Here is a 25,591-nt window from a genome sequence, read left to right as displayed (position 1 = left end):
TTTAGCTTTTTGAAAATATAAGTGTTGAACAGTTTCCTCCAAATCCGAAAGAATTAGATAAAACGTGTTCGATATTTTTATTTATTAAAGAAGTCTGTGGTGTTAAGTCAAATTCTTCCATCTGCGTTTCGAAATTCAAATTTGGATAAACAACATTATTCTGAATTGCCAAAACGCTGTAAACCGCTTCAATTGCCGCTGCCGCTGCTAAAGTATGACCAGTAAACGGTTTTGTAGAACTAAAATCCGGAACTTTTTCTTCTTCGTAAATACGGCGTAAAGCTCTTCCTTCAGATAAATCGTTATTTGGCGTTGCAGTCCCGTGAACGTTGATGTAGTCAATTTCAGAAGGTTTTAAACCCGAAACTTCAAAAGCTTTTTTCATCGCCAGAAAAGCACCGTCTCCATTTTCAGAAGAAGCCGTCTGGTGAAAAGCGTCATTGGCATTTCCGTAACCCGAAACTCTTGCCAGTACTTTTTTATTTTGCTTCTCGACAATTTCATCCGATTCTAAAACCAAAAAAGCAGCAGCTTCACCAAGATTTAATCCTTTTCTGTTATTGTCAAAAGGTTTGTTGTAATCGTCAGATAAAATCATCAAAGTCTTAAATCCGTTGATGGTGAATTTTGACAAAGCATCAGCTCCGCCAACAATAACGCGATCCAGTTTTCCGGTTTTGATTAATCTCGCACCCAGCATAATTGAATTGGCTGCAGACGAACAAGCGGTACTGATTGTCGAAACCATTCCTTTTAAACCCAGTTCTTCGGCAATCTTTTCAGCAACATCGCCGCCGTCGTGACAGGTAATATATTTAACCAATTCCGGTTTTTCGAAATAATCGTAATAATGTTTCTCTGTCATATCCATTCCGCCTACACTAGTAGCCGAAATAAGTCCGGTTCTAAATTCGTTGATAGAGGTAATGCCGGCATTTTCAACAGCTTGTTTTGCTGCCAAAGTACCAATCATAGCGGTTCTCGAAAAATTATTATCGCTGTTTAATTCCAGTTCGCTGATCAGTTCATCGTTGGTTTTTTTAATTTCCCCCACTTTAATAACATCTGCATGAACTGTAGAAATATTGGAGATACGGGAAATCCCGATTTTATTTTCGATTAATGAATGGTAGTTTTCCTCAACCGAATTCCCGATTGCGGAGATAATTCCCATTCCCGTTATTGCAACACCTTTTGCCATTTTAGATTTTAGAGTTTTGATTTTAGATTCTAGAACTTTGTCAAAGTTTCAAACTTTGACAAAGTTGACGGATTTTAAAACAGGTTAGATTTTAGATTTCCTATTGGAATCTAAAATCTGAAGTCTAAAATCTAAAATTATTTCGTTCTGTTAGCGCTGATATACGCAGCCATAGTCTCAATAGACTGGAAAATTGTTTTTCCTTCTTTCGGATCTACTAATTTAATTCCGTAATCTTTATCTAAAATCACGATCAATTCAAGTGCATCAATCGAGTCTAAACCTAAACCATCTCCAAACAAAGGATCATTATCAGCAATGTCTTCAATTGTTATATCTTCAAGGTTTAGAGTTGTGATAATTTTGTTTTTCAATTCTTCTTTTAATGCTTCCATGATTATTTATTATATAATGTATTGATAGTTTCGTTTGTATATTTTGTGTTTTCTTCTTTGCTTATAGTGCAGAGGAAAGCTTTATAATTGTCATTAAAAAATTCTACCCAGCCGCACAAAACGATATCTGCTTTATTCGTATTCAAAAGAATATTAGAATAATTCGACATGAATTCGGTATTAAAGGTGTCAAATATAAAGAAAGAATTTTCACTTTTCAGCTGATGACGGATACTTATTTCGCCCAGACAGATATTTGGCAGCGTATAAACGAAAACCGCCGGACTCGGAAAATAGTTTTCTTTGTCTGAAATGGATTCCTGATATTTTACATCAGTATCTAAACTCGACGATTTATTGGCTAAAACCAAAGCGATATTATTTTCTTTTTCTTCTGAAGTTATCGGACTCAAAAGCAATTCAGATCCTAGAAAAGCCAGTTTGCTCAAAGCATCCATTTTAAAAAACTTTGGATACTGCATTTCAAAACTACGATACGCTTGTTTAGAGAAATCAGCAAAATCTGTCGGTTCAATTTTGAATACAGAAGTTCCGTTCAAAACAATTTCGTTGTTTTGGATGGTGATGTAGGATTGTATGTTGGTTTTATTTTGAGTCATTTAATTAAGTAATGAAAACACCTTGTTTATTTTCTGATTTTCTTTATTTCTTTATCAAAATCTGAAATTATTTTTTGAGTTTTATTGAACTCATCATATTCTTTAATTGCTTTTTTATCTGCTTGGATTTTGGATATTTTTCCTTTTCCTTCTAATATTTTGTATTCATTGAAAGAAAGAAATTTATTAACACTTTCAGCCAATTGTTCCATCGTAAAAGTGTTTTCTCTTTCAATTAAACCTTCTATATAGTCAAAGTAACCTGTAACTGTTCTTTCTAATTGATTAATTTCTTTCTCTTGTAAGTAATTTTTAGCAACAATTACATCTGATTTTATAATTCTTCCTTCTGGAGCATTTTTCCAAGTAGTAAGTCCCATATTATCTTTGGTTTTATTTGCATTATTATGGATAATTTCTGCAGCCGTATTTCCTGTTATAGCAAAATGAAATTTATTTTGAACCATAGCATAAAAACTTTTGGTAACTTCTGAGTTTTTATCATAATCAATACTACATTCTGCAAAAATATCACTTACTTGTTGGTAAATTCGACGTTCGCTAGCTCGGATTGAACGTACTCTACGCAATAATTCTTTGAAATAATCTTTACCGAAAACTGTTTGTCCTTGTTTTAGACGTTGATCATCTAAAACAAAACCTTTGATTATATATTCTTTTAGGGTTTGAGTTGCCCAAATTCTAAATTGTGTGGCTTTCGCTGAATTTACGCGATAACCAACTGAAATTATTACATCAAGATTATAATATTCTAATTCTCTATTAACTAATCTTTCACCTTCTTTTTGAACTGTTCGGAAATTCCGAACAGTTGCTTCTCTTTGTAATTCGTTAGATTCAAACGTATTTGTAATATGCTCACTAATTGTCGATTTTACTACACCAAACAATTCACCCATTGCTTTTTGTGTAAGCCAAACTGTTTCGTCTTGCACAAAAACATCAACTCTGACTTCTCCATTAGGATTGTCGTAAATAATAAATTTAGTTTCCTTATTTTCCATTTCATTTCATCTTTTCAAAAACCACAGCCGTATTACAACCTCCAAATCCAGAAGCTGTTTTCAAAAAATATTCAATATTAGCATCTTCATTTTTTTCAATAACATTTACGGTTTCACTAACTCCAATTTCATCATAACCTTTTGATTCAAAAAGCCTATTTTTATTAGCAGATTCTATTGCAATTACCGTTTCCAATAATCCCGAAGCGCCTAATGTATGACCGTAAAATCCTTTTAAACTATTTACAGGAACATTTTGCAGCCCTAAACGATTTAAAGCAATGGCTTCCATTTCGTCATTATAAGGCGTTGCGGTTCCGTGGGCAGAAATATAATCTAATTTTTCGGCTTCGATTTTTGCCTCTTTCAAAGCATTTTGAATACTTCGAAACAAACCTTCACCAGTTCTTGACGGACCCGAAATATGATTCGCATCGTTTATCGAACTGTCGCCAATCACTTTTATTTTGGCGTTTTTGGCTTCCGCCGAAACTAAAACTGCGGCTGCTGCTTCGCCTAAACTTACTCCGGTTCTGTTTTTAGAATACGGTTTGCAAGGCAGTTCGCTCATCGCTTGGAAAGCATTAAATCCAGACAAAACAAATTCTGAAACTTCGTCGCCTGCCACTACAAAAATATTGTCGTAAAGTTCAGACTGAATCATTCTTTTGGCAATTGAAACTGCTAAAATTCCGGAAACGCAGGCATTTGAAACTACAATGGGCTGTGTTTTGAATCCGAAGAAATCTGAAATGTTTTTAGCTAGAACATCTAAATGTGCGTTGTTGAAACTTTCTTCAGAATCATTTGCTAAAGCCGTAACATTTCCTTTTGTGGTAGAAAGTATAAAAGCTGTTTTTGAATTTAGTTCAACTCCTGATTTTTTGATAATTGGCTCTAAAGCCAAAATCATCATTTTCTCTAAACGGGAATATTTTGTCTCATTACTGATTTTTGAGAAAGCACTGTTTATCTTTTCATTATTAATAATTGAAGCATAAAATGAATTGGGCATTAAAGAAATATCATTATGAAGCTGAATGCCAGAATCACCGCGAAGAATCGCTTCAACATTTGATTCGACATCAAAACCTAATGGCGTGATACAATTGGTTTCTGTAATGTATATTTCTCTTAACATTTTATGATTTTATTCCAGCGTGTTTTTTATGGCACGCAGATTTAACAGATCAAACGGATTTACACAAATTATTTATTTTTAATTCGTGCTAATTTGTGCAATTCGTGTTTTATTTCAACAAGCCGACTTTTCGTTTCCATTCTTCATAAAATGGCGGATTGGTCAGCATTAAATTTCCTTCTTTATCTAAAAAAACCTGAGTCGTCTCGCCAGTACAGGCTACTTCTCCGTTATCGTCAATAATTTTAAAACGGTAAATCATTTTGGCTGCGGGCGTGTCAACAACTGTTGTTTCAATTGTTACTACATCGCCGTAACGCAGAGATAATTTATGTTCGCAGGTCGATTTTACAATTGGCGTTGTATATCCGGTTTTGGCAATATCCAGATAGGTCAATCCGTGTTCACGTCCAAAAGCTTCACGTCCATCTTCAAAATAGGTAATGTAGTTGCCGTGCCAAACAATTCCAAGCGGATCAGTTTCGTTAAAACGAATTCTGATTTCGTGTGAAACGGTTAAATTTTCAGCTTCTTTAAACTGCTCTTTTCTTTTTATCATAAAATAATGCGATGGCTGTTGTGAGAATGAAAAACAAAAATAACAAACTTATTTTTGGGATAATTTCAAGGAAAGAAACGTTGCGTAACAAGACGTCATAAAAAGCATCCAATCCCCAGTTCATTGGAGACGATTTGGCAATAATCTGCATAATGTTGGGCATGGCAAAAACCGGAACCCAGATACCGCCAATTGCCGCTAAAATGATAACACTAGTTGCACCAAACGGAGCCGATTGCTCTTGTGTGCTTGCAATGGTTCCTAATAAAATTCCAAATCCAATGGCAGCAAAACCTGAAAATAAGGCAACGACGCTCATCAATGCTAAATGACCTTCGATGTTTAAAGACGGCAGTCCGATGGATGGAAATAAAAATACTGCAACGGCAACCATCATATAAAACTGAATCATACAGATTACAGAATACGTGATAGTTTTACCAATAATCACTACTAAATTTGAAACTGGATTGGTTCTTAATCGAACAAAAGTTCCCTGTGATTTTTCTTTTACAATATTAATCGATAACGGAATTACAATGAAAAATATCGCAAAAAGTGTCCACGCGGGAACGTTATGCTGCACCGAATTTGGACGAATTTCTTTGTTGTTTATCTTTGGAATTATCTCTTTAAAAGAAATGAAATTTTTCTGCTCAAAATTGGTGCTTCCTTCTCCTAATTGTTTTTCGAAAGTGGTGTAAATTGATTTGGTTTCGATCTGCGAAATCATTTTGTCAATCGAACTCATGACCGCATTTTTGAAACTCATCTGCACTGCCGGATCAAAATACAGTTTTACTTCTTTTTCTTTGATAATGCGCTGCGGTTCGCTTGCCGCTGTACTATCTGCAAAACCTAAATTGCTGACAATTTTTTCGACATTTTGATCTACTTTGGCTTGTAAATCAGAGCTTAATTTTTCGGGAATTATAATTGCCAATTGAAATTTTCCTTTGAAAACATTTTCTCTGGCAACATCTTCACTAATTGTTTTATTATCGATTTGTGTTACAACACTAAACAGATTGCTTTTTTCTAAATTTTCAAAAACAGTTTTCGAAACAGAACCTTTGTCGTTATCCACCAATAAAATTGGAATTTTAGAATCGCTTACGGTTTTAAAAGTGCTGTCCTGAATTAATGTAACGGTAATAACCAAAACCAACGGCATTATAAACAGAATAATCAATCCGCCTAAATCGCGTTTAAGCAGTAAAAATTCTTTTACGATCGACATCCAAATTTTATATAGCATCTCTCAAGTCTTTACCGGTTAATGAAATAAAAACGTCTTCGAGATTGCGGGCATCTTTAACAGAATTAATTAAGGTTGAAGGTGTTCCTTTTGTATAAATCTGGCCTCTGTCAATAATCGCAATCGTGCTGCAGAAATCTTCGGCTTCAGCTAAATGATGCGAAGTATAAATAATAGAGGTGCCGTTTTGGTTTAATACTTTTAAATAATCCATAATCGCATTTTTAGACTGTACATCAACTCCAACAGTTGGTTCGTCTAAAAATAAAACTTTTGGATTATGCAGAATTCCGGCTATCAAATTCACACGGCGTTTCATTCCGCCGGAAAAAGTTCCAACAGGTTTGTCGGCAAATTTTAATAATCCCAAAAGGTCTAAAGTTTCGATTACTTTATCTTTTAAATCTGAACCTTTTAAACCGTACATACTTCCAAAATAATGCAGGTTTTCTCTCGCTGTAAGAGTAGGGTATAAGGCATATTCCTGAGGAACAACGCCTATTATTTTTTTAATTTTTGAAGAATGATGCTGATAGTCTAGACCATTTATGGTAAAATGTCCTGATGTTGGTTTTACCAATCCGCAGAGCATTGAAATCAGGGTTGTTTTTCCGGCACCGTTTGGGCCTAATAAACCAAAAACTTCTCCTTCGTTTATATCCAGCGAAACATCGTTCAAAGAATACTGATCTGCTTCTTTGTACTTTTTCGAAAGGGATTCTATTTTAATTATAGGCTGCAAAATATGTTTAGCTGATCGCTTTTTTTAATTTTTTAAAAAAGATTTCTTCTCTATTGGCAATATCCAAAAGTTCATTGGCAATAGTATTGTAAGCGTCTTCCTTGGCACTTCTGTTTTTATAAATTCGCGAAGCTTCAACGGCAAAATCTCGCCATGAATCGCCAATTTTTGTCATTTCTTTAGAAAGTTCTTTTAGTTCTTCATTACCTAAAACAACCGAAGCTTCCTGTAAAAATGCGGCATAAATAAAACGGAAACCTCCGCCTCCGGTTCCTATTTCTTCCTGCATACGAACCATTTGCGCCAGATAATGATTGGCTTTTTTAGTACCGTGTTTTATAGGCCATTTTCTAATCTGCTTAGAAACAAATTTGATACCGCGAACACCTACAATTGGCATTGGCGCCAGCATATCGCGGCAGGTATTTTTTATTCCTTTAATGATGGCACTTTTTAAATCGACATCTTTTGGAACTTGAATTGGATAATACATTTGGCCGCGCGGTGCAAAAGCACCTTTAGCAAAACGCACTTTGTCTAATTCTTCGTGTGTTAAAGTTGTAACGGTTTCCATTACAGGATCACTCACTAAATAATCTTTATCGGTTTTTCCGTAAACTACTAAATTGTGCGCGTTAAAATGAAAACGGTATTCGTCTGGGAAATAACTTAAATTGTAAACACCGACTTGTAATCCGGTTGGAATATTATTTTTTAAATTTTCGTCCAATGCTTTATTTGCATTTGATACCGATGAAAATTTTTGTCTTTTTATTTTTAGGTTTAAACGGGTTGCTACTTTATTAAAGATTTGTCCAGGCAGAGTTCTGTAGCTGATTGCCGGAGCATAATTCACTTTTATAAAAGGCAGGTATACAAAAAACAGCCCAGAGCCAATACCAAAAACCATCGGTTCGCTGATGTTTAGTCCGCTGTTTTTTAGCAGATTCGACGCTACTCCATTCTCACAATGAGCAGACTGATGATGTGTGAAAGTTAATTCCATTTATTTGGTAATGCTGTTTTTTAATTCGTCAATTGAAATTTCAAAAGTGTCGGCATATTTCTGCAGCACTTTATCGCTTAATGAGGCAAAAACACTTGGTTTAAAATGTCTTTTTACACGCCATTTCCAGAATCCTACATAGCTTGATAAAATAGTAAGATCCATTTTGTTGATTTCCATAAAATAAACAATCGGACTTACTTCGCCATCTAAAACCTGTTGTCTGGCCTCGGCAATACGTTCGTTTATTTCATCGATAGAATTCGATAATGCAATTGTTTTGGGTTCCCAGCCTGTACTTAAGGTTGTGGTATAGTTGCCATTTTCGTCGGTTGCGTATAAAAGCTCTTTGACGTTATTTTTGGTTAAATTGCTGGTGTCTTGTGGTACTTTATCTTTTTCCATATTGCTAATTTAATTTATTAGAAACATACAGACTGAAACTATACATAAACTAATTATTAAAAATCCCAGATTGGCGAAAGCCAGAGTTCGTTGTTTTTTTACAAATAAATAAATCATTTCGATCAGCATTCCTGCATAAAACATCTGGGTTATTATAAACCCCATGATGAATAATCCCAATCCGCCATCGACATGTTTGTGTCCGGTTTCATCGCAAAACTTATGAGGATCATAGGTAAAATACCAAAATGCGAAAAGTAATGCAAGTAAAAGAATCAAAATTCCGATTCGGATTACGAGATGTAAAATGATTTTTTTTGAATTACCCAACCGAAACTGTTTTTTGAATGAACAAGTTAATTTCGCATTCTAAGAGTATCTGGTCTTCGACAGAGCTGCTGCAGCTCATCGTGCATAAAGTGTAATCGTCGCCAGCGAATTTTGAAACTAAATCTGCTTTGGTAATTATCGTGTCGCCGACTTTTGGCAGCGAATGAATTTTTACATTTTTTAAGGCACTGATAAATCCAATTACATTTACGTTTTCATTTTCTGTTCCGTCTTCATCAAAAAAATATTTTTTCCCAACAATAGACGAACAAGTCTGCGCCGTGTTTTCGATTAAACCCGCTTCAATAAAAACATTATCCTGAACAAAAATATTGTCTTCTTTTATCAAAAAAATGGTCTCTACAAAGTTGGCATCAATTTCCAGAATTAAATCTACCATAAGCAATGGTGCCCGGTGCGGTAAATAATTTTGTATGTCAACTACGGGATTCAAAATTCTATATTATTTAGCTAAAACGGTTTTCATCTGTCCGTTTGCAATTTCTTCATTATTTAATGTCGTAACAATATTCACCAAAGTTATTCCTGCAAATTCCTGCAGAATAGTAACTTCAGATTGAATGGTATTGTTTAATTGAGGCAGTTTTTTAATTTCAATTTCTTTAATAGAACCTATATAGCCTGTTGGTGCTGTTTCGTTTCTTAAAAAATATTGATATCCGGTATGTAATGCCACAGATTGTGCCATATGCTCAATTAAACCTGCTTCTAAAAAAATATTGTTTTTTACAAAAATATTATCCTGCTGAATTTTTAAACCAGAAACTAAAGAAGTCTCGGTATAAGAATGCATGGCATCGACCATCACAAAAGGGAACTTTTGCGGCAGTAAATTTTCTACCATTTCTTTTTCTAAAGAAGCCATTGTTTCCATTAGCAAACTGTTAAATAGGCATAAGCGAAAGAAAATCTTCCGCTTTCCGGAACTGATAAAAGAATGTGATCTCCTTTTTTCAGGTTTCCTGAATTCATTAATTCTTCTAAAGCCAGGTAAATTGAGGCAGAACCTACGTTACCTACTCTTGAAAGATTCATGAACCATTTTTCGTCACTCATTCCAATTCCTTTTTCGCTTAATCCTTTTTTTAATCCTTCAACAAAGAAGTTAGATGAAACGTGAGGAATGAAATAATTAATATCTTCAGATTTGATGTTGTTTTTATCCATTGCCTCTTTCATGCTGTCTGCACCTTTGGTAAGGATAAATTCATCTAATAATTTTACATCTTGTTTAATTGAGAAAACAGATTCGTTTAACCATTGTTCTGGTGCATAATCGCTCCATCCTTTGATTTCTCCATTTTCTTGTTTATCTCCTCCGGCGTACATACAGGTTTCTAATTCGTAAGCATACGAAAAAGCTTCCATCCATTCTATTTTAAGAGAGATTGGCCCTTTGGGTTTATTCTCTAATAAAAATGCACCGGCACCGTCAGATAACATCCATCTTAAGAAATCTTTTTTGAATGCAATGATAGGCTGTTCTTCAAGACTTTTTAAGTTTTCGGTTTCGTGATTGTATTTTTGAGCATTCAGCCAGGTTGAAACTTTTTCAGATCCTGTACAGATTGCATTTTTTGAATTTCCAGATCGTACCGAAAGAAAACCAAATTTAAGTGAGTTCATTCCGGCACAGCAGACTCCCGTTGAAGAGTTTAATTCTACTGATTTATTTTTTAGCAGACCATGAACCATCGCAGCATGCGAAGGCAGAAAAATATCAGGAGTTGAGGTCCCGCATGAAAGTACTTCTAAATCCTGAGGCGTAAAATTTTCGTCGAATAACGGTAAAATAGCATTTCGCGTTAATTCGGCATTACTGTGTGTGCTTTTTCCTGTTTTGTCAACAGCGTAATAACGGCTTGTAATTTTGTTATTGCGCAAAATAATACGTCTTGCTTTTGAGGCAGTATCATTGATCAGACCTAAATAGGCTTCCATTTCATCATTCGAAACAGCTTCGTTTGGCAAATATTTTGCAGCTTTTGTGATATATACTTCAAACATAATCTAAAAATAGTCTTCTAAACTCCTTGATAATATTGAGTTTCTCTTTTTATGGTTTTTAACTTAAAAGGGTAGGAAATAAAGTGCAATATATACACTATTGGTGAGATTAACCAAATTGCCAAGAATAAATAAACATTAAATACTTTTAGAAGCTTTTTTCGGTTTTTTTGATTTTTAAAAATAAGGTTTGACCATTTATTGAAAATTTTATTGGCCGTTTTGTCCACCGTCACTAAATACGGACTGATCTTTACTGCCCCAATTTCTACTAATTTTGGCTGTAAATGCTCTAAATTATTCTCGTTAAATGCAGAAAGTATTACTTCTCCAAATTTTGGAGATTCTTGTATGTCTTTTTCTGAAACTCCCGGAAGCGGAAAAATACCTAAATATTTTTTCTTAACTCCAGAGAACATCCATTCTACAATTGTAATTACACTGATTAAATTTCCAACACGATCTACTAAGGCAACATTTCCCACTAATTGTGCGTTTGCTTCTTTTAGTAATGTCTTTATTTTTTCCTGCGCCATAATCCACATGTTTCTTGAACCGCTTATTGTAATTACAGGCGTATTGTTCAGGATTTTTTTGGCTTCGTCACTTTTCAAAAATGAATTGATTGGAATTGACGGCGATAAATACCAAACTTGATAATGGAAAAGAATTAAATCAAATTTTGTATTTAAAATTGCTTCAGGAACTGGTTTTAATGTTGTTGGAATTTGTAAAAACGATTCTGGAAAGGCATCAAAAAACGCATCCTTATTCCACGGAAAGGGAAAAGGCTTCTCGAGCTGGATTTCGTGAAAAGTTACATTTATATTCTCTGAGTTTAAAAACGGTTTTGCGATGTTTTGCGCAATCGTTTCTAACTGTCCTGATTGAGAATAGTAAATAACGAGAACATTTTTCATTTAGGTTTTACTGCTTTGGTTGCGGACAAAAGTAAGTAAATTTATTTAAACGAATTTTCTTGTTTAACGCATTAATGTTTAGGAGTTTTAATTGCCCGCGATCTAAAGGATTAAAAGGGTTTTCACAGGTTTAAAAAAAATAATAACGTTAAACAGAAATACAATGAAGCTCTTATATTCTTACAGATTAAATGGGTTTTCGATGAATGTTTTAAGCAGTTTCTTAAAAAAGCAGATAAGATGCATTATTTATATTGCGTAAATCTATTCCATCAGTTAAATATGTGATTAATTTAAATCATTCCAAAAGTCGAAATAATTAAACCATTGCAGCGGATATTTTTTTACAATGCTTTCTACGCTTGTCACGTATTCTTTTAAAAGTGCTTTTTCGTCGCGGTGTTTTACTGTAGCTTTTCTTGCATAAAGATGATAATGCAGATTTGGTTCTTTCATTACATACACAAACACAACCGGAACTTTTAATCTTGAGGCGATTAAAAATGGCCCTGCCGGGAAATTGGCTTCTTTGCCGAGAATATTTTCAGAAAGAGATTTTGTACCTTCAAAATAACGATCGCCGGTAAAACAAACCAGTTCATTATTAGCCAAAGCTGCATTGATCTCAAAAATATGAGACAAGTCTTCTTTAATAATAATAAATTTTACGGTTGGTTTTTGGGTAACGCTTTCTAAATAATTTTTGATTGCCGAATGTTCTAAATCTGTAGTAACAAGATTGATTTGAAAATCAAGATCGATATCGCCTAAAAAGTGTTCTGCGATTTCAAAATTCCCAACATGCGCGCTGATTAAAACGCCGCCTTTTTTTTCGGCTAAAAGATTTTTTAGAATTTCGATTCCGTCAAATTCATAGGTGAATTTATTTCGCATTCCGGCCGAAATGGAAATTTTATCAATAATGGTCTGCCCAAAAGTATAGTAACTTTTGAAAACCATTTTTTTAGATTTAAAAGCGGAATATTGAAGCCTTTCTTTAAAGTAATAAAAAATCGCGCGGTTGCTTTTTTTTAGAAACAGGAAATAATAAGAAGCAACAAAGTAAAGTAAACCATAAGCAGATTTAACACCCGCTTTCTTTATCAAAAAAACGAATATTCTATAACCTAAAACAGTTCCTTTTGATTTACCATCCCATTGACTCATTAAGCTGTTTTGGCTTTTAATTTGGTTTCAATAAGATCGTAGAAACTTTGGAAATCAGAAATTCCAACAAAATCTGCCTCAACTAGTTTTACGCCAAAGTTAGATTCAATTGAAACTACTAAATCAACATAATCTAAACTGTCTAATCCAAGCGTATCTTTTAAATTAGCATTTGGTTCAATGTCGTCATTATCAACTTCAAATTCATCAACTAAAAAACCATTAATTTTTGCTATAATCTCTTCTTTATTCATCGTTCAATTTAAACTTTTTAACCACCAATGCAGAGTTGGTTCCTCCGAAACCGAAAGAATTGGACAAAAATATGTCAAATTTTTTGTTTAACGTAGTTTTAACTAAATTTAATTTTGAAGCATCTTCGTCTGGATTTTCTAAATTGATGTTCGGGGCAATGAAATCGTTCTGCATCATGATGATAGAGTAAATAATTTCACTTGCTCCAGCCATCCAGCATTCGTGTCCTGTCATTGATTTTGTAGAACTTACGTAAGGATTTTTCTCACCAAAAACTTCAAAAATCGCCTTGGCTTCGTTTGCATCACCAACCGGAGTTGAAGTTGCGTGTGCATTTATATACTCAATATCTGATGCTTTTAGTTTAGCATCATCTAATGCTCTCTGCATTGCTGTAGAAGGACCTTCGACATTTGGTGTCGAAATATGCCCGCCGTTTGATGAAAATCCGTAACCTGAAACTTCGGCGATAATATTGGCACCGCGCGCAATAGCAGATTCGTAACTTTCGAGAATTAAAGTTGCACCGCCGCCACTCGGAATCAATCCGTCGCGTCCGGCATCAAAAGGTCTTGACGCTTTTTCGGGATCGCCTTCACGGTTAGAGAAAACACCCAGTCCGTCAAAACTGCTCATGGCATATTTGTTTATTTCCTGCGCTCCTCCGGTTATAATAATATCCTGAAAACCACTTTTAATTAAAAAATAAGCCAATCCAATAGAATGTGAACCACTTGCACAAGCGGCACTAACGGTTAAATTAATACCACGAAGTTTAAAAATTGTTGAAAGATTCATGGTAACGGTAGAATTCATCGATTTAAAAATCGCACCAGAACCAATAAGAGCAGTGTCTTTTTTCTCGCGGACAATATCTGTAGCATCAATGATAGCTTTAGAAACACTGTCGTTTCCGTACATGATTCCCACTTCGCGAGTTTCAAAAAAAGCATCATCGATATTGGCATTTTTCAATGCTTCGATAGTTGCCATATAAGCATACTCGGTTTCTTCACCAATACTCATACGCTGTCTGCGGGTCAGTAAATTTTTTAAATCAGCTTTAGGAACCATTCCCGTTAAGGCTGATTGAAAACCAAATTCTTTTCGGTCAGAATCAAATTTTATCCCTGATTTTCCATTATACAGCGATTCTTTTACTTCATCTAAAGAAGTTCCGATACAAGAATAAATTCCCATTCCAGTAATTACAACTCTCTTATTCATCGTCTTTCAAAGTAATTTTTTAATCCTTAAAGTGTAATTTTTTTAAACAAAGGCACATAGGTTTTTATCTATCTTTTATTTTTAATCCTGCAATACCAACAATTGTCAGGATTGCAAGTAATTTTCAATGTTAAAAAAAACTTAAAAATAATATCGCAAACATAATATTCTTAAGAATATATTCCGCCATTTATATTAATAATTTCTCCGGTAATGTAACTTGATTTTTTTGAAATCAAAAAGCTTACCAAATCTGCTACTTCTTCGGCTTCGCCAAAACGATTTACTGGAATCAGTTTTAATAATTCTTTTTCATCCAGTTCACTTGTCATATCGGTTTTAATAAAACCCGGTGCAACAGCATTTACTGTAATGTTACGTTTTGCTACTTCTTGTGCCAATGCTTTTGTTGCAGCAACAATAGCACCTTTTGCTGCTGAATAATTGGTTTGTCCTGCAGTTCCTTTTACACCAGATACTGATACAACATTTACAATTCGGCCATATTTATTGCGAAGCATTTTTTGAATAAAAAACTGCGTTACATTAAAAAATCCGTTTGCACTTGTATTCATAACACTATTCCAGTCCTGCGGTGTCATCCACATAAAAAGACCATCTTTTGTAATTCCGGCATTATTTACAATCGCTTCTACTAATTTTTCAGGATTTGCTTCCTGCCATTGTGTAAGAACGTCTTGCACCTGCTCAAAATTGGCAACATCAAAACCTAAAATTTCTCCGGTTGCGCCTAATTTTTGTATTTCTTGTAATGTTTCTTCGGCGGCAGTTTTGTTTGAATGATAATTAATCAGAATATGATAATTAGATTCAACGGCTAATTTTTTACAAATAGCACTTCCAATTCCTCTGGAACCGCCTGTTACTAATACACACTTCATAAGTGAAATTTATTTCTTTTTCTTAGCTGCTGGTTTTGCTGTCGCTTTAGCTGCTGGTTTGGTTGTTTTTGTTTCTTGTTTTGGAGTTTCAACAGGAGCTGCTGCAGGCTGAGGTTTTTCGGCTGATTTTGAAAATAATTCAGCATTTTCAAACCATTGGTTGCTTAATACAGTTCCGTCTGGTTTAAGAAAACCCCATTTTCCTTCATTTTTTACCCTTGCTACTCCATCAATAAAGCCTTTGTCCTGTTGTACAAACATGGCAATAATAGCATTTGTAGTAATGCCGTATTGTGTTGGAATTATTAGTTTTCCTGACTCGTTAATGAATCCCCAGTTGCTTTCTTTTACCGGTGCTAAACCATTTGTACTGAAAACTTCGGCATCATTGTAAGTAGGTTCAATTACAAATTTTCCTTCAGGATTGATGAATCCCCATTTTTTTCCAACTAAAACAGGAGCTAAATTTTTTGAAAAAGCTTTTCCTTTATCATATATAGGTAAAATAGCCCAGTTTCCTTTTAAATCGATATAACCAATTTTTCCATTTTTTTTAGCAAAAGTCAAATCCTGAGTTTCAAAATCCCAGATTTTTTCGGCTCCGTCAACTGGAGTAAATTTCCCGCCGCTTACCAATCCGAAGGTTTTGTCTTTTCTTGCCCAGGTTGTTCCTTTAAAGTAGTTTCCAATTTCAGCATAAGCAGGCTCCACTACTTCTTTTCCTTCTGTATTTATGATTCCCCAGTTTTTGTTAAGTTCTACTCTTGCATAACCATTTTCAAAAGATTTAATCTGATCGTATTTTGGTTCTAAAACAACGGCCATTTTATTGTTAATCAAACCTACTTTATTGTTTTGTCTGATAAAAGCAACACCGTTATTAAAATCGAATAGTTTTTCTGAAGCAGGAGCTTTTTGAATTTCACCTTTTTTATCAATATAAACCCATTCCTTATCTTTTTGTACTACGGCAATTCCGTTGTTAAAATCTTTGGCATCTTTAAAATCTGCCGGAATTACCCAGCTTCCTTTACTGTCAATAAATCCCCATTTTCCGCCGTTTTCTACAGCAGCCAAACCGTCAGAGAAACTTCTGGCCGATTTGTATTGAGGTTCGATTTTAAATGATCCGTCTTTGGAAATATATCCAATTTTAGAATTCTTTTTAACTAAAGCCAGTTCTTGACTATTAACAAATTGAATACTTGCCAGCAGCAAAAAAATAAGTGTCTTTTTCATGATTTTAAAATTCAATGTTTAATGATTAAAAAACTAAAACTCTTTGGGGCGTATTGGTATATCAATTTTTAATTGTTGATCAAATGATCTTTTACTTTTTGAACGAAAGGATACATTACCTGATCTTCCTTAAATGTTGGAATTATATTTCTAATTTCATCGTACCATTTTTTAGAAACAGATGAAATTTTATCTTTTTGTCCTAAATAATCAATTGCCTGAACGATAGTGATCATTTCGATAGCCAGAACTTCAAAAGCATTTTCGATTACTTTTGAGGTAATTACTGCCGAGTTAGTTCCCATACTTACGATATCCTGATTGTCGTTGTTGTTTGGAATACTGTGAACATACATTGGGTTCGACAGCATTTGGCTTTCTGCCGTTGTAGATGTTGCTGTAAACTGAACACCCTGCATTCCGAAATTAAATCCTAATGTTCCTAAGTTTACAAACGGAGGAAGTAATTCGTTGATTTTTGAATTTAATAAATAGTTCAACTGACGTTCTGCAAGCATTGTTAATTTGGTAATAACAATTTTTAGTTTATCCATTTCAAGCGAAATATAATCTCCGTGGAAATTTCCGCCGTGGTAAACGTGCTGGTTTTTTACATCGATAATTGGGTTATCGTTTGCCGAGTTAAATTCGTCTTCCAGAATAGAAGCTACATTATTAATAGTTTCTAAAACCGGTCCTAAAATTTGAGGAACGCATCTTAATGAATAATATTCCTGAACTTTTTCTTTGAAGATTTCTTCGGTATTTTCACCAGAATATAAATGGTCTTCTCTTTTACGGATTAAAGTACTGTCTGAAAGATTTTGACGCATTTTCAACGCAATTTCCTGCTGTCCTTTATGACGTTTAGTCTGGTTTAGTTCTTCTGAGAAATGATCGTCATAAGCCTGAACCAATTCGTTAATTGCACAAGAAGATTTTAATGACCAGTCTAATAATTTTTTAGCATGATAAACATTTACGACTCCAATTCCAGTCATTACTGAAGTTCCGTTAATTAATGCCAGACCTTCTCTAATTTCTACCTGAATTGGTTTTAAACCTTCAATTTCAAAAACTTCAGGAGTTGGTCTTCTTTCACCTTTATAAAAAACTTCACCTTCGCCAATTAACACTAAAGCTAAATGTGACAGCTGTACTAAGTCACCGCTGGCACCAACGCCTCCGTGTTCGAAGATTAAAGGGGTAATATCTTTATTGATAAGTTCAGACATTAGGTTGATTACTGACGGGTGAACGCCTGAATTTCCTAATGAAAGAGTGTTTAAACGAGCTAGAATTGCTGCTTTAGCACAAACCGGGCTTAATGGCTTTCCGGTTCCCGAAGAGTGGCTTCTAATTAAATTATATTGAAGCTGAATTTGATCAGACTCTTTAATTCTATACTGCGCCATTGGTCCAAAACCAGTGTTTACGCCGTAAATTACTTTATTCCCAGAGAATTCTTTTAAGAAATTGAAACTTTCATTAACTCGGTTTACGACAACGTCGCTAATTGTAACTTTTTGATTTCCAAAGATTATGGCCTCAAATTCTTCTAAACTTAAATATTCGTTAATTGTATTCATTAAATCGGTTTTGATTGTGCTAATTTAATTTTATTTATCAAAATAAATGTAGTTATTTTGATGATGGCAAATGTAGGTTAATAATTGATAATATTCTTATTATGACAAAGGAGTTTGTAGATGTTTTAGTAATAGGCGCCGGACCGTCCGGATGCGTATCAGCATCGTATCTTCATAAAAATAATGTTAAGGTAAAAGTTGTAGAAAAACAAAAGTTCCCGAGACTCGTTGTTGGCGAAAGCTTAATTCCGAGAGTAATGGATCATTTTGCTGAGGCAGAATTGTTTGAGGCTCTAGATGCAATGAATTTTGAAAAAAAATTGGGAGCCCGTTTCATTAGAGGTGAAGAAATTTGTGTTTTTGATTTCAGCAAAAAATTTGGCGAAGGCTGGGACTGGACGTGGCAGGTTCCTCGTGCAGATTTTGACAATACAATGGCTCAGGAAGTCGTTAGAAAAGGTGTTGATCTGGAATTTGAAACCGAAGTTCTTGAAGTTTCTTTTGAAGGAAAAAAATCAAAAACAATCGTAAAAGATAAAGATGGAAATCTAAAAGAAATTCACGCCAATTTTATTATCGACTCAAGCGGTTATGGACGTGTACTGCCAAGACTTTTAGATTTAGATACACCTTCAAAATTAGATCCGCATTCTTCTATTTTTACGCACGTAAAAGATATTAATAGAGAAGAAGGGGAAGAAGGAACTCAAATTTCATTTGATATCCTGGAAACTGAAGTTTGGCTTTGGGTAATTCCGTTTTCTAATGGAAACACAAGTTTAGGAGTGGTTGGACCAACAGATTTTATCAATTCTCTTTCTGAAAATAAAGACAATGCCGAGGCTTTGAAAAATGCAATTCAAAAATCGGATTATTATATTAAAAGATTTGCCGGAACAGAATTTCTGTTTGAACCGGTTAAATTAGAAAACTACTCAAGAGCGGTAAAAAGAATGTACGGTGACGGTTTTGCTTTAACTGGAAACAGTTCTGAGTTTTTAGATCCGGTTTTTTCATCTGGTGTAGCTTTTGCAACTGAATCTGGAATGCTTGCGGCAAAATTATATTTAAAAGAATCACAGGGAATTTCTGTTGACTGGGAAGTTGAGTTTACACAGTATATGAAACGAGGTATCGCAGTTTTCACAACTTATGTACAGGAGTGGTATACAGGAAATCTGCAAACGTTGTTTTTCCACCAGCCGGAAAATCCAGAAGTAAAAGAAAAAATATGCGCTGTTTTAGCAGGGTATGTCTGGAATGAAGAAAATTCGTTTGTCAAGAAACACGATCACGTAATAGCCAATATGGCGTATTTACTAAATATGCAAAAAGAACAAAGCCCTGAATGATTAGGGCTTTTTCGATTAAAAGAATAATTTTTATTTCGAGATTCATTCCGTAGGAATGTTTCGTCGGTAGTAGAATGAAATTTGAATTACGGTTATACGTTCCGTAGGAACGTTTGATTTATGGATATGTATATTATTTCCGTAAATTAGATGTCCCTACAGGACATAATGCAAAACGATAATATTTTTTTCTACCGACGAGATATTCCTAACGGTATATATATGTTTTTATTTATACGCTTTTTTTGCAATCAATTTAGACATTGTTTTTGCGGTTTTTGCAAATCCTTCACCAATTCTGGTTTCGTTGCTAAAGTTGCTTCCCCATTGATCTCCTGGAGCTTCTTCACTTGTAATTTCTAATAAAACATTTGATTTATTAGCAGTTTCAACAAATTTTAAATTGGTAGTTACTTTTGCCGGCTGTTTCATAATTCCTGCATCCCAGCCCGGATAAATCCATACTGCTTTTACAATTAAGGTGTAAGGAGTATTTAAACCTTCCTGAAAGTTTAAATCTTTTTTCTCTTTAGTTAATACGATATTGGCAATTTCTAAAAATTTAGGAGTCCAGATCTGATCTTTTGCAGCGATCCATTTTTTCTCCCAAATGTTTCCATTTCCTTTTGCTTTTTGATCTAAATCGGCTTTGTGCTCCTGAACATACTACGCTTCCGATTTTTTTTCTTTCATCATAGTAAAGCCGCTGTAATCAAATTCGGTATTGATTTCTTTCTGATCTTTTAAAAAGTCAAAATTTCCCTGAACAACATTTATGTCCTGAGCAAATGCAGCGCCGGAAATAAGAAATACGGCAAGAATTAGTTTTTTCATTTTTTTTTGGTTTGATTAAAGGTTAGTTTTTTTTCGGGTTAAAAGTAGTTAAAACAATTAATTAAAAAATTTATTGTGCAAACAAAAAGAGGATCCAAATCTGGATCCTCTTTTGAAATTTATATTGAAATTCTGTTACCAGAACTTAACGTATAATGCAATAATAATCAACATTGTAATAACGATTAAAACCGTTGTTTGCGGTTTAACTTTAAACATTCCCGGTTCTGTTTCGAATGCTTTAGGGTTTACTTTTGGACCAGCAAAACTCATTAAGATCATTACTAACATTGTAAAGAAGAATGATAATCCCATACAGATATGGAATGGAATTTCAAAAGCTCCTTTTCCGTTAGGGTAAGCTGTGTATAAAAGAGTATCGTTTCCAAATAAAGCAGGCGCATATTCGTTGAATAAAACAGATAAAACGAAACCTAAAATTACACCCACGATAGCTGCTGCTCCGGTTGTTCTTTTCCAGAACATACCAAGGAAGAACATAGCAAAAACTCCCGGGCTGATAAATCCTGTGTATTTTTGAATGTAAGTGAAACCACCAACACCGCCAATTCCTAAAATATCATTCCATGTAAATAAAACAGCTAAAAGCATTGCAGCAAAAACAGCAAGTCTTCCAATGTTTACCTGTTGTTTTTCACCAGCTTCTTTTTGGATGTATTTTTTATGAATATCTAAAGTATAAATAGTCGAAATACTATTTACTTTTCCAGCCAGCGAAGCTACAATTGCAGCAGTTAAAGCTGCAACCGAAAGTCCTTTTAATCCAGTAGGAAGGAAAGTCAATACAGCAGAATAAGCACCATCTTTTCCGCCCACTAATTGAGGTAAATGTCCGTTTGTATATAAAACATAAGCAGCAATACCAGGAAGCATTACGATAAGCGGCATTAATAATTTTAGCATACCAGCAAATAAAATTCCGGTACGAGCTGTTTGTAAATCTGCTCCAAGTGCTCTTTGAGTAATGTATTGGTTACATCCCCAGTAGTTTAAGTTGATAATCCAGATACCTGCCGCGTACGATAATAATCCAGGGAAAGTTAAGTATTTGTCTATTTCCAGCTGAGACGAAGATGCAGTTGGTTTAGGGATAATCATTTTAAAATGCTCAGGAGCTTCTTTCATTAAAACTTTGAAACCAGCGATCGCATTTTCACCCACTCCAAAATATTGACCCACTGTTGTTAAAGCAATATAAGAAGTTACTAAACCTCCAATAATAAGTACAGCTACCTGAATAACATCAGTATAAGCTACAACCTTCATTCCTCCAAGAGAGATAAACAAAGCAAAAACGGCAAGACCAATCATAATGATATGGAGATATTCACCGCCGGCAAGACCGTTAATTGCAACCGCACCTAAATATAGAATAGAAGTTAAGTTAACAAAAACATATAAAAACAGCCAGAAAACAGCCATAATCAAAGCAGTCGATTCATTATAACGTGTTTTTAAGAACTGAGGCATAGTGTAAATCTTATTTTTAAGATATACAGGAATAAACCAAACAGCTACAATAATTAAAGCAACAGCCGCAAGCCACTCATAAGCCGCAACCGCTATTCCTAAAAAGAAACCTTCGCCGCTCATCCCAATAAATTGTTCTGCAGAAATGTTTGAGGCAATTAATGATGCTCCAATCGCCCACCAGGTTAAATTTCCTTCTGCAAGAAAATAAGCTTTAGCATCTTGTTCGTCTTGTTTACGTTTTCGGTAAACCGTATAACCGTAGACAGAAACTACTATGAAATAAATAATAAAAACCGCATAATCTGCGAGAGCGAGGTTTGACTTCATTGGTAATAGTATTTTAGATAATTAGTATAGGTGATTGTTGTTTTAAAAGTTATAAAATGTTTATTGTGTTGTGTAATCTTGTTAAAAATGAAATATGTGTTTTTATTTTGTTATTTTTTTATCAAAACAAGAACAAAAGTCAAATTTAAAATAAAAACTTAAAAAACAATCATTGTAAATGTGTTATTTACATTTATAGAAGGATTATTATGTTAAATTTTAAATTTGACGATTTCATATTTAATTATTTAGCGGATATTAACTTCGTTTTTATAGTGAATATCGGACTGCTGTCTTATAATTTCGGCACTTTTTTCAGGTGTAATATCTCTTTGAGATTCTCCCATCATTTCATATCCAACCATGAATTTTTTTACGGTTGCCGAGCGAAGCAGAGGCGGGTAAAAATGCATGTGGAAATGCCACTCAGGATGATCCAGGCCATCTGTTGGAGCCTGATGAATTCCTGATGAATACGGAAATGAAGTACTGAATAAATTATCGTATTTGATAGTTAACTGCTTTAAAATTTTCGCGTAAGCGGTAACTTCTTCAGCATTAAAATCAGTGATTTTGCTGATGGCTCTTTTGCTTACAATCATCGTTTCGTAAGGCCAGATTGCCCAAAACGGAACTAATGCCACAAAGTGATCATTTTCGATTACAATACGGCTTCCTACTCTCAATTCGGCCTGAACATAATCTTCTAATAATGTTCTTTTGTTTTTTTCGTAATATGATTTTAAGCTGTTGTGTGTTTTTTCAACCTGAGTTGGCAGCGATGACTGTGCCCAGATCTGTCCATGCGGATGCGGGTTGCTGCATCCCATAACACTTCCTTTATTTTCAAAAATCTGAACGTGATTAATATATTTAATGCTTCCTAATTCTGCGTATTCTTTCTGCCATGTTTTAACAATGTTTTCGATATCAGAAACTTCCATTTCCGGAAGAGTTAAATCATGTCTTGGTGAAAAACATACCACTCTTGAAATTCCCTGCTCAGGTTCTGCCTTAAAAAAAGTATGTTTAATATCTTCCTCAAAAATGATTTCGTCTTGTTTTAAAGCGGCAAAATCATTGTCGAACACAAAACTGTTTTTGTATGCCGGATTATTTACTCCGTTTGCACGAACATTTCCGGGGCATAAATAACAGTTTGGATCATGTTTTGGAAGTGTTTCGGCAGAAATCACCTCGTTTTGTCCCTGCCAAGGGCGTTTTGCACGATGAGGTGAAACCAAAACCCATTCATTAATTAAAGGATTAAAACGTCTGTGTGGATCTTCGTTAATGTCAAAATTTTTCATTGGTTGGTTGGTATTAAAGTAATGTTGTTCCGTTTGAGACTTTTACGTCATAAAATTTTAATTCAATCCCAAATGTATCTAAATAAAGATTCGAAAACTTACGTTTTACCTCATTTTCATGACCTTTTTTAATTAAATTTATGGTGCAGCCGCCAAAACCGCCTCCCATAACACGAGAACCAATGATATTTTCATCTGCTTTTGCAGTGTCTACAAGCATGTCTAATTCAGCACAGCTTACCTCATATTCCTGAGATAAACCATAATGAGTTTCAAAAAGCAATTGTCCTAAAAGTTCTATATCGCCATTGTCGAGAGCTTCGCACGCTCTTATAACACGGTTAATTTCTTTTACAACAAAATGAACTCTTTTAAAAACTGTTGGATTCATTTTACCCTGTATGCTTAAAAGCTGTTCTTCAGAGCAGTCTCTAAAACTTTTAACTTCAGGAAAATTCTCTTTAATAATGGCTAATCCTTGTTCGCACTCTATTCTGCGTGTGTTGTATTCAGATGTAAAAAGAGAATGTTTAACATTACTGTCAAATAAAATAAGTGCATAATCTTTAAAATCAGCATTATGATATTCAAAATCCAAAGTATTGCAGTCTAATTTTATTACTTTGTTTTCGATGCCGTGAACACTCGAAAACTGATCCATTATACCGCAGTTAATACCTACCCAGTGTTCTGCTTTTTGTCCTAATAATGCTATGTCAACTTTTTCAATTTTTAAATCAAAAAGCTGTTTAATTCCGAAGATCATGCCGCATTCTAAAGCTGCCGAAGATGATAAACCGGAACCAACCGGAATGTTGCTGCTAAAAACACAATTAAATCCTTCAAAAATAAATCCCTTGTCTTGTAATTGTTTAATAACGCCGCGAATATAATTTGTCCAGACAGTATCGCTTAGTTTTACTTCCTCGGTTAAATCAATTTCAAAATCTTCATTTAAATCAATTGCGAATATTTTTGATTTTTTTGAATTGTTTTTTTCAAATGCAAAACAAATTACTTTGTCGATTGCAGCCGGCAGAACAAATCCGTCGTTGTAGTCAATATGTTCTCCAATAATGTTGATTCTTCCTGGAGAAAGCACCACTTTTTCTGGTTTAGAACCAAAAGACTTTTCAAAAAAAGCAGTAGTATTTTGTATTAAAATAGCATTCATTATAATTGTAATTGGTTGGTTTTAGTTGATATTTTCGAATTTATAAACGGTTTCCTGAATATATTCTCTGCCTTTCTTTAAAACTGAATCAGGAAAATGTGCCTGATTTGGGGCATCTGGAAAATTTTGAGTTTCAAAACAAATACCGCTTGTTTTATGGTAAACAGCATCGTTTTTTCCTTTCAAAATATCAAAGCAGTTTCCGCCTACATATATGTGTACACTTGGCTGATTCGTAAAAACACTCATTTTTAAATTATTTTTTGAGCTCAATAACGTTGCTGCAACTGTATCTGTCTGGTTTATAACAAACGAATTATCTATAGAAGCCGGACATTTTTTTTCTGCTCTAAAATCAAAATCATGATTTGTAAGCGCTGTAAAATTTCCGGTTGGAATATTTTCATGATTCGTTTCCAGCATTTTATCGGCATTAACAAAAACCTTTTGATCTAAAACACTTGTATTGTGTCCGTCAAGGTTAAAATAACTGTGATGCGTTAAATTTATAACAGTGTCTTCTGTAGAAACAGCTTTATAATCTAATTTCAACTCATTTTCTTCTGTAAGTGTATAGGTCAAATCAATGTGTAATTCTCCCGGATAATTTTCGTCCAGATTTTCACTTAACAGGCTAAAAGTTATCGACGGATTCTCACCTGAGTTTTGATTTGTAACATTCCATACTTTTCTTCCAAAACCTATATTACCGCCATGAAGTGAGTTTCCGTTATTGTTTTTGGTTAATTCGTACGTTTTTCCATTTAAAGTAAAAGTCCCATTATGGATTCGTCCTGCATAACGTCCTACAGTTGTACCGAAATAAGGCGCACTTGGCAGATAATACGATTCTAAATACGAAGAAAGAGAGTCGAACCCTAACACTACATCAACAATTTTTCCTTCAGAAGTTGGAATTTGTAATGAAGTTACGGTTGCTCCATAATTTATAATCGTAACCTTCATTCCCTTTTTATTCGATAATTCAAAAGAGTGAATTTCTCGGTTATCTGGCATGAAACCAAAAGATTTAGAATTAGAAGTTTCCTTTAAATGCGATTTATGTTTTATTTCCATACAAATTTTACCAA

Annotated in this window: 26 protein-coding genes and 1 pseudogene; 1 reads left to right on the top strand and 26 read right to left on the bottom strand. The window is 34.3% G+C overall.

From position 1 onward, the window contains the following. Position 1: 1 nt before the first annotated feature. From ACTJIW_RS20590 to ACTJIW_RS20490, 21 genes are all read right to left on the bottom strand, one after another. Positions 2-1,201 carry a beta-ketoacyl-[acyl-carrier-protein] synthase family protein gene (locus tag ACTJIW_RS20590; RefSeq protein WP_440714758.1) on the bottom strand — a complete coding sequence of 400 codons (1,200 nt, stop codon included), beginning with the start codon at positions 1,199-1,201 and terminating at the stop codon, positions 2-4. Positions 1,202-1,338: 137 nt separating this feature from the next. Next, a complete protein-coding gene (locus ACTJIW_RS20585; protein WP_012023174.1) occupies positions 1,339-1,596 on the bottom strand; it encodes a phosphopantetheine-binding protein in 258 nt (85 codons plus the stop codon). 2 nt (positions 1,597-1,598) lie between these two features. After that, positions 1,599-2,216 carry a 3-oxoacyl-ACP synthase gene (locus tag ACTJIW_RS20580; protein ID WP_440714757.1) on the bottom strand — a complete coding sequence of 206 codons (618 nt, stop codon included), beginning with the start codon at positions 2,214-2,216 and terminating at the stop codon, positions 1,599-1,601. A 26-nt stretch (positions 2,217-2,242) separates the two neighbouring features. Next, positions 2,243-3,241 (bottom strand): virulence RhuM family protein, encoded by a 999-nt coding sequence (locus tag ACTJIW_RS20575; protein ID WP_440714756.1) that lies wholly within the window; start codon positions 3,239-3,241, stop codon positions 2,243-2,245. A gap of 1 nt (position 3,242) precedes the next feature. Further along, positions 3,243-4,382: a beta-ketoacyl-[acyl-carrier-protein] synthase family protein gene (locus tag ACTJIW_RS20570; RefSeq protein WP_440714755.1), complete on the bottom strand. Its 1,140-nt coding sequence runs from the start codon at positions 4,380-4,382 to the stop codon at positions 3,243-3,245. Between the two features lie 109 nt (positions 4,383-4,491). Beyond that, a complete protein-coding gene (locus ACTJIW_RS20565; protein ID WP_440714754.1) occupies positions 4,492-4,941 on the bottom strand; it encodes an acyl-CoA thioesterase in 450 nt (149 codons plus the stop codon). Next, positions 4,916-6,199 carry an ABC transporter permease gene (locus tag ACTJIW_RS20560; protein WP_440714753.1) on the bottom strand — a complete coding sequence of 428 codons (1,284 nt, stop codon included), beginning with the start codon at positions 6,197-6,199 and terminating at the stop codon, positions 4,916-4,918. The genes ACTJIW_RS20565 and ACTJIW_RS20560 overlap by 26 nt, the downstream gene beginning before the upstream one ends. Continuing rightward, positions 6,189-6,941 carry an ABC transporter ATP-binding protein gene (locus tag ACTJIW_RS20555; RefSeq protein ID WP_121362688.1) on the bottom strand — a complete coding sequence of 251 codons (753 nt, stop codon included), beginning with the start codon at positions 6,939-6,941 and terminating at the stop codon, positions 6,189-6,191. The genes ACTJIW_RS20560 and ACTJIW_RS20555 overlap by 11 nt, the downstream gene beginning before the upstream one ends. 7 nt (positions 6,942-6,948) lie before the next feature. Next, complete coding sequence (locus ACTJIW_RS20550; protein ID WP_440714752.1) at positions 6,949-7,947, bottom strand: BtrH N-terminal domain-containing protein; 999 nt, start codon at positions 7,945-7,947, stop codon at positions 6,949-6,951. Further along, positions 7,948-8,352 (bottom strand): hypothetical protein, encoded by a 405-nt coding sequence (locus ACTJIW_RS20545; RefSeq protein WP_121362687.1) that lies wholly within the window; start codon positions 8,350-8,352, stop codon positions 7,948-7,950. Between the two features lie 9 nt (positions 8,353-8,361). Then, on the bottom strand, positions 8,362-8,682 hold the full coding sequence (locus ACTJIW_RS20540) for a hypothetical protein (protein ID WP_012023184.1): 321 nt from the start codon (positions 8,680-8,682) through the stop codon (positions 8,362-8,364). Next, positions 8,675-9,082: a hypothetical protein gene (locus tag ACTJIW_RS20535; RefSeq protein WP_012023185.1), complete on the bottom strand. Its 408-nt coding sequence runs from the start codon at positions 9,080-9,082 to the stop codon at positions 8,675-8,677. Before ACTJIW_RS20535 ends, ACTJIW_RS20540 begins: the two co-directional genes overlap by 8 nt. Before the next feature lie 63 nt (positions 9,083-9,145). Further along, complete coding sequence (locus tag ACTJIW_RS20530) at positions 9,146-9,577, bottom strand: hypothetical protein (protein WP_012023186.1); 432 nt, start codon at positions 9,575-9,577, stop codon at positions 9,146-9,148. Beyond that, positions 9,577-10,710 carry a beta-ketoacyl-ACP synthase III gene (locus ACTJIW_RS20525; protein WP_012023187.1) on the bottom strand — a complete coding sequence of 378 codons (1,134 nt, stop codon included), beginning with the start codon at positions 10,708-10,710 and terminating at the stop codon, positions 9,577-9,579. The genes ACTJIW_RS20530 and ACTJIW_RS20525 overlap by 1 nt, the downstream gene beginning before the upstream one ends. A 17-nt stretch (positions 10,711-10,727) precedes the next feature. Next, positions 10,728-11,630, bottom strand: a complete 903-nt coding sequence (locus ACTJIW_RS20520; RefSeq protein WP_149205823.1) for a dialkylrecorsinol condensing enzyme DarA — start codon at positions 11,628-11,630, stop codon at positions 10,728-10,730. Positions 11,631-11,918: 288 nt separating this feature from the next. Next, positions 11,919-12,797: an LpxL/LpxP family acyltransferase gene (locus ACTJIW_RS20515; RefSeq protein ID WP_440714751.1), complete on the bottom strand. Its 879-nt coding sequence runs from the start codon at positions 12,795-12,797 to the stop codon at positions 11,919-11,921. Further along, on the bottom strand, positions 12,797-13,051 hold the full coding sequence (locus ACTJIW_RS20510) for an acyl carrier protein (protein WP_012023190.1): 255 nt from the start codon (positions 13,049-13,051) through the stop codon (positions 12,797-12,799). Before ACTJIW_RS20510 ends, ACTJIW_RS20515 begins: the two co-directional genes overlap by 1 nt. Further along, positions 13,044-14,279: a beta-ketoacyl-[acyl-carrier-protein] synthase family protein gene (locus ACTJIW_RS20505; RefSeq protein WP_073408262.1), complete on the bottom strand. Its 1,236-nt coding sequence runs from the start codon at positions 14,277-14,279 to the stop codon at positions 13,044-13,046. Before ACTJIW_RS20505 ends, ACTJIW_RS20510 begins: the two co-directional genes overlap by 8 nt. Positions 14,280-14,449: 170 nt before the next feature. Then, on the bottom strand, positions 14,450-15,181 hold the full coding sequence (fabG, locus tag ACTJIW_RS20500) for a 3-oxoacyl-ACP reductase FabG (protein WP_012023192.1): 732 nt from the start codon (positions 15,179-15,181) through the stop codon (positions 14,450-14,452). 9 nt (positions 15,182-15,190) lie between these two features. Then, entirely contained in the window at positions 15,191-16,420 is a 1,230-nt protein-coding gene (locus ACTJIW_RS20495) for a WG repeat-containing protein (RefSeq protein ID WP_073408261.1), read from the bottom strand. Positions 16,421-16,488: 68 nt separating this feature from the next. After that, the gene (locus ACTJIW_RS20490) at positions 16,489-18,009 is read right to left on the bottom strand and encodes an HAL/PAL/TAL family ammonia-lyase (RefSeq protein ID WP_073408260.1); all 1,521 of its coding nucleotides are present in this window, start codon (positions 18,007-18,009) and stop codon (positions 16,489-16,491) included. A gap of 101 nt (positions 18,010-18,110) precedes the next feature. Between ACTJIW_RS20490 and ACTJIW_RS20485 the strand changes: the two genes are divergently transcribed. After that, positions 18,111-19,361 (top strand): tryptophan 7-halogenase, encoded by a 1,251-nt coding sequence (locus tag ACTJIW_RS20485; RefSeq protein WP_121362684.1) that lies wholly within the window; start codon positions 18,111-18,113, stop codon positions 19,359-19,361. 228 nt (positions 19,362-19,589) lie between these two features. On the opposite strand, the pseudogene ACTJIW_RS20480 reads toward ACTJIW_RS20485, so the two are convergent. The 5 genes and pseudogenes from ACTJIW_RS20480 to ACTJIW_RS20460 all read right to left on the bottom strand — a co-directional run bounded on the left by ACTJIW_RS20480 (position 19,590) and on the right by ACTJIW_RS20460 (position 25,577). Beyond that, positions 19,590-20,195, bottom strand: a pseudogene (locus tag ACTJIW_RS20480) (hypothetical protein). Positions 20,196-20,330: 135 nt separating this feature from the next. Beyond that, positions 20,331-22,016, bottom strand: a complete 1,686-nt coding sequence (locus ACTJIW_RS20475) for a sodium/sugar symporter (RefSeq protein ID WP_121362682.1) — start codon at positions 22,014-22,016, stop codon at positions 20,331-20,333. Between the two features lie 248 nt (positions 22,017-22,264). Continuing rightward, on the bottom strand, positions 22,265-23,326 hold the full coding sequence (locus tag ACTJIW_RS20470; protein WP_073408256.1) for a UDP-glucose--hexose-1-phosphate uridylyltransferase: 1,062 nt from the start codon (positions 23,324-23,326) through the stop codon (positions 22,265-22,267). Between the two features lie 13 nt (positions 23,327-23,339). Then, on the bottom strand, positions 23,340-24,500 hold the full coding sequence (galK, locus tag ACTJIW_RS20465) for a galactokinase (RefSeq protein WP_440714750.1): 1,161 nt from the start codon (positions 24,498-24,500) through the stop codon (positions 23,340-23,342). Between the two features lie 21 nt (positions 24,501-24,521). After that, positions 24,522-25,577, bottom strand: a complete 1,056-nt coding sequence (locus ACTJIW_RS20460) for an aldose epimerase family protein (protein ID WP_440714749.1) — start codon at positions 25,575-25,577, stop codon at positions 24,522-24,524. Between the last annotated feature and the right edge of the window lie 14 nt (positions 25,578-25,591).

The organism is Flavobacterium sp. 22659 (genome assembly GCF_052044235.1).
Classification (GTDB): domain Bacteria; phylum Bacteroidota; class Bacteroidia; order Flavobacteriales; family Flavobacteriaceae; genus Flavobacterium; species Flavobacterium johnsoniae.
Note: the sequence above shows the minus strand (reverse complement) of the source record. Positions and strands in the feature narration are given on the sequence as shown.

Coding starts and splice junctions, on each gene's coding strand:
- ACTJIW_RS20590 (WP_440714758.1), bottom strand. CDS start 1,201: ATGGCAAAAGGTGTTGCAATAACGGGAATGGGAATTATCTCCGCAATC.
- ACTJIW_RS20585 (WP_012023174.1), bottom strand. CDS start 1,596: ATGGAAGCATTAAAAGAAGAATTGAAAAACAAAATTATCACAACTCTA.
- ACTJIW_RS20525 (WP_012023187.1), bottom strand. CDS start 10,710: ATGTTTGAAGTATATATCACAAAAGCTGCAAAATATTTGCCAAACGAA.
- ACTJIW_RS20505 (WP_073408262.1), bottom strand. CDS start 14,279: ATGAATAAGAGAGTTGTAATTACTGGAATGGGAATTTATTCTTGTATC.
- ACTJIW_RS20580 (WP_440714757.1), bottom strand. CDS start 2,216: ATGACTCAAAATAAAACCAACATACAATCCTACATCACCATCCAAAAC.
- ACTJIW_RS20570 (WP_440714755.1), bottom strand. CDS start 4,382: ATGTTAAGAGAAATATACATTACAGAAACCAATTGTATCACGCCATTA.
- galK (WP_440714750.1), bottom strand. CDS start 24,500: ATGAATGCTATTTTAATACAAAATACTACTGCTTTTTTTGAAAAGTCT.
- ACTJIW_RS20565 (WP_440714754.1), bottom strand. CDS start 4,941: ATGATAAAAAGAAAAGAGCAGTTTAAAGAAGCTGAAAATTTAACCGTT.
- ACTJIW_RS20575 (WP_440714756.1), bottom strand. CDS start 3,241: ATGGAAAATAAGGAAACTAAATTTATTATTTACGACAATCCTAATGGA.
- ACTJIW_RS20485 (WP_121362684.1), top strand. CDS start 18,111: ATGACAAAGGAGTTTGTAGATGTTTTAGTAATAGGCGCCGGACCGTCC.
- ACTJIW_RS20515 (WP_440714751.1), bottom strand. CDS start 12,797: ATGAGTCAATGGGATGGTAAATCAAAAGGAACTGTTTTAGGTTATAGA.
- ACTJIW_RS20520 (WP_149205823.1), bottom strand. CDS start 11,630: ATGAAAAATGTTCTCGTTATTTACTATTCTCAATCAGGACAGTTAGAA.
- ACTJIW_RS20460 (WP_440714749.1), bottom strand. CDS start 25,577: ATGGAAATAAAACATAAATCGCATTTAAAGGAAACTTCTAATTCTAAA.
- ACTJIW_RS20475 (WP_121362682.1), bottom strand. CDS start 22,016: ATGAAGTCAAACCTCGCTCTCGCAGATTATGCGGTTTTTATTATTTAT.
- ACTJIW_RS20490 (WP_073408260.1), bottom strand. CDS start 18,009: ATGAATACAATTAACGAATATTTAAGTTTAGAAGAATTTGAGGCCATA.
- ACTJIW_RS20510 (WP_012023190.1), bottom strand. CDS start 13,051: ATGAATAAAGAAGAGATTATAGCAAAAATTAATGGTTTTTTAGTTGAT.
- ACTJIW_RS20535 (WP_012023185.1), bottom strand. CDS start 9,082: ATGGTAGATTTAATTCTGGAAATTGATGCCAACTTTGTAGAGACCATT.
- fabG (WP_012023192.1), bottom strand. CDS start 15,181: ATGAAGTGTGTATTAGTAACAGGCGGTTCCAGAGGAATTGGAAGTGCT.
- ACTJIW_RS20530 (WP_012023186.1), bottom strand. CDS start 9,577: ATGGAAACAATGGCTTCTTTAGAAAAAGAAATGGTAGAAAATTTACTG.
- ACTJIW_RS20560 (WP_440714753.1), bottom strand. CDS start 6,199: ATGCTATATAAAATTTGGATGTCGATCGTAAAAGAATTTTTACTGCTT.
- ACTJIW_RS20550 (WP_440714752.1), bottom strand. CDS start 7,947: ATGGAATTAACTTTCACACATCATCAGTCTGCTCATTGTGAGAATGGA.
- ACTJIW_RS20545 (WP_121362687.1), bottom strand. CDS start 8,352: ATGGAAAAAGATAAAGTACCACAAGACACCAGCAATTTAACCAAAAAT.
- ACTJIW_RS20470 (WP_073408256.1), bottom strand. CDS start 23,326: ATGAAAAATTTTGACATTAACGAAGATCCACACAGACGTTTTAATCCT.
- ACTJIW_RS20495 (WP_073408261.1), bottom strand. CDS start 16,420: ATGAAAAAGACACTTATTTTTTTGCTGCTGGCAAGTATTCAATTTGTT.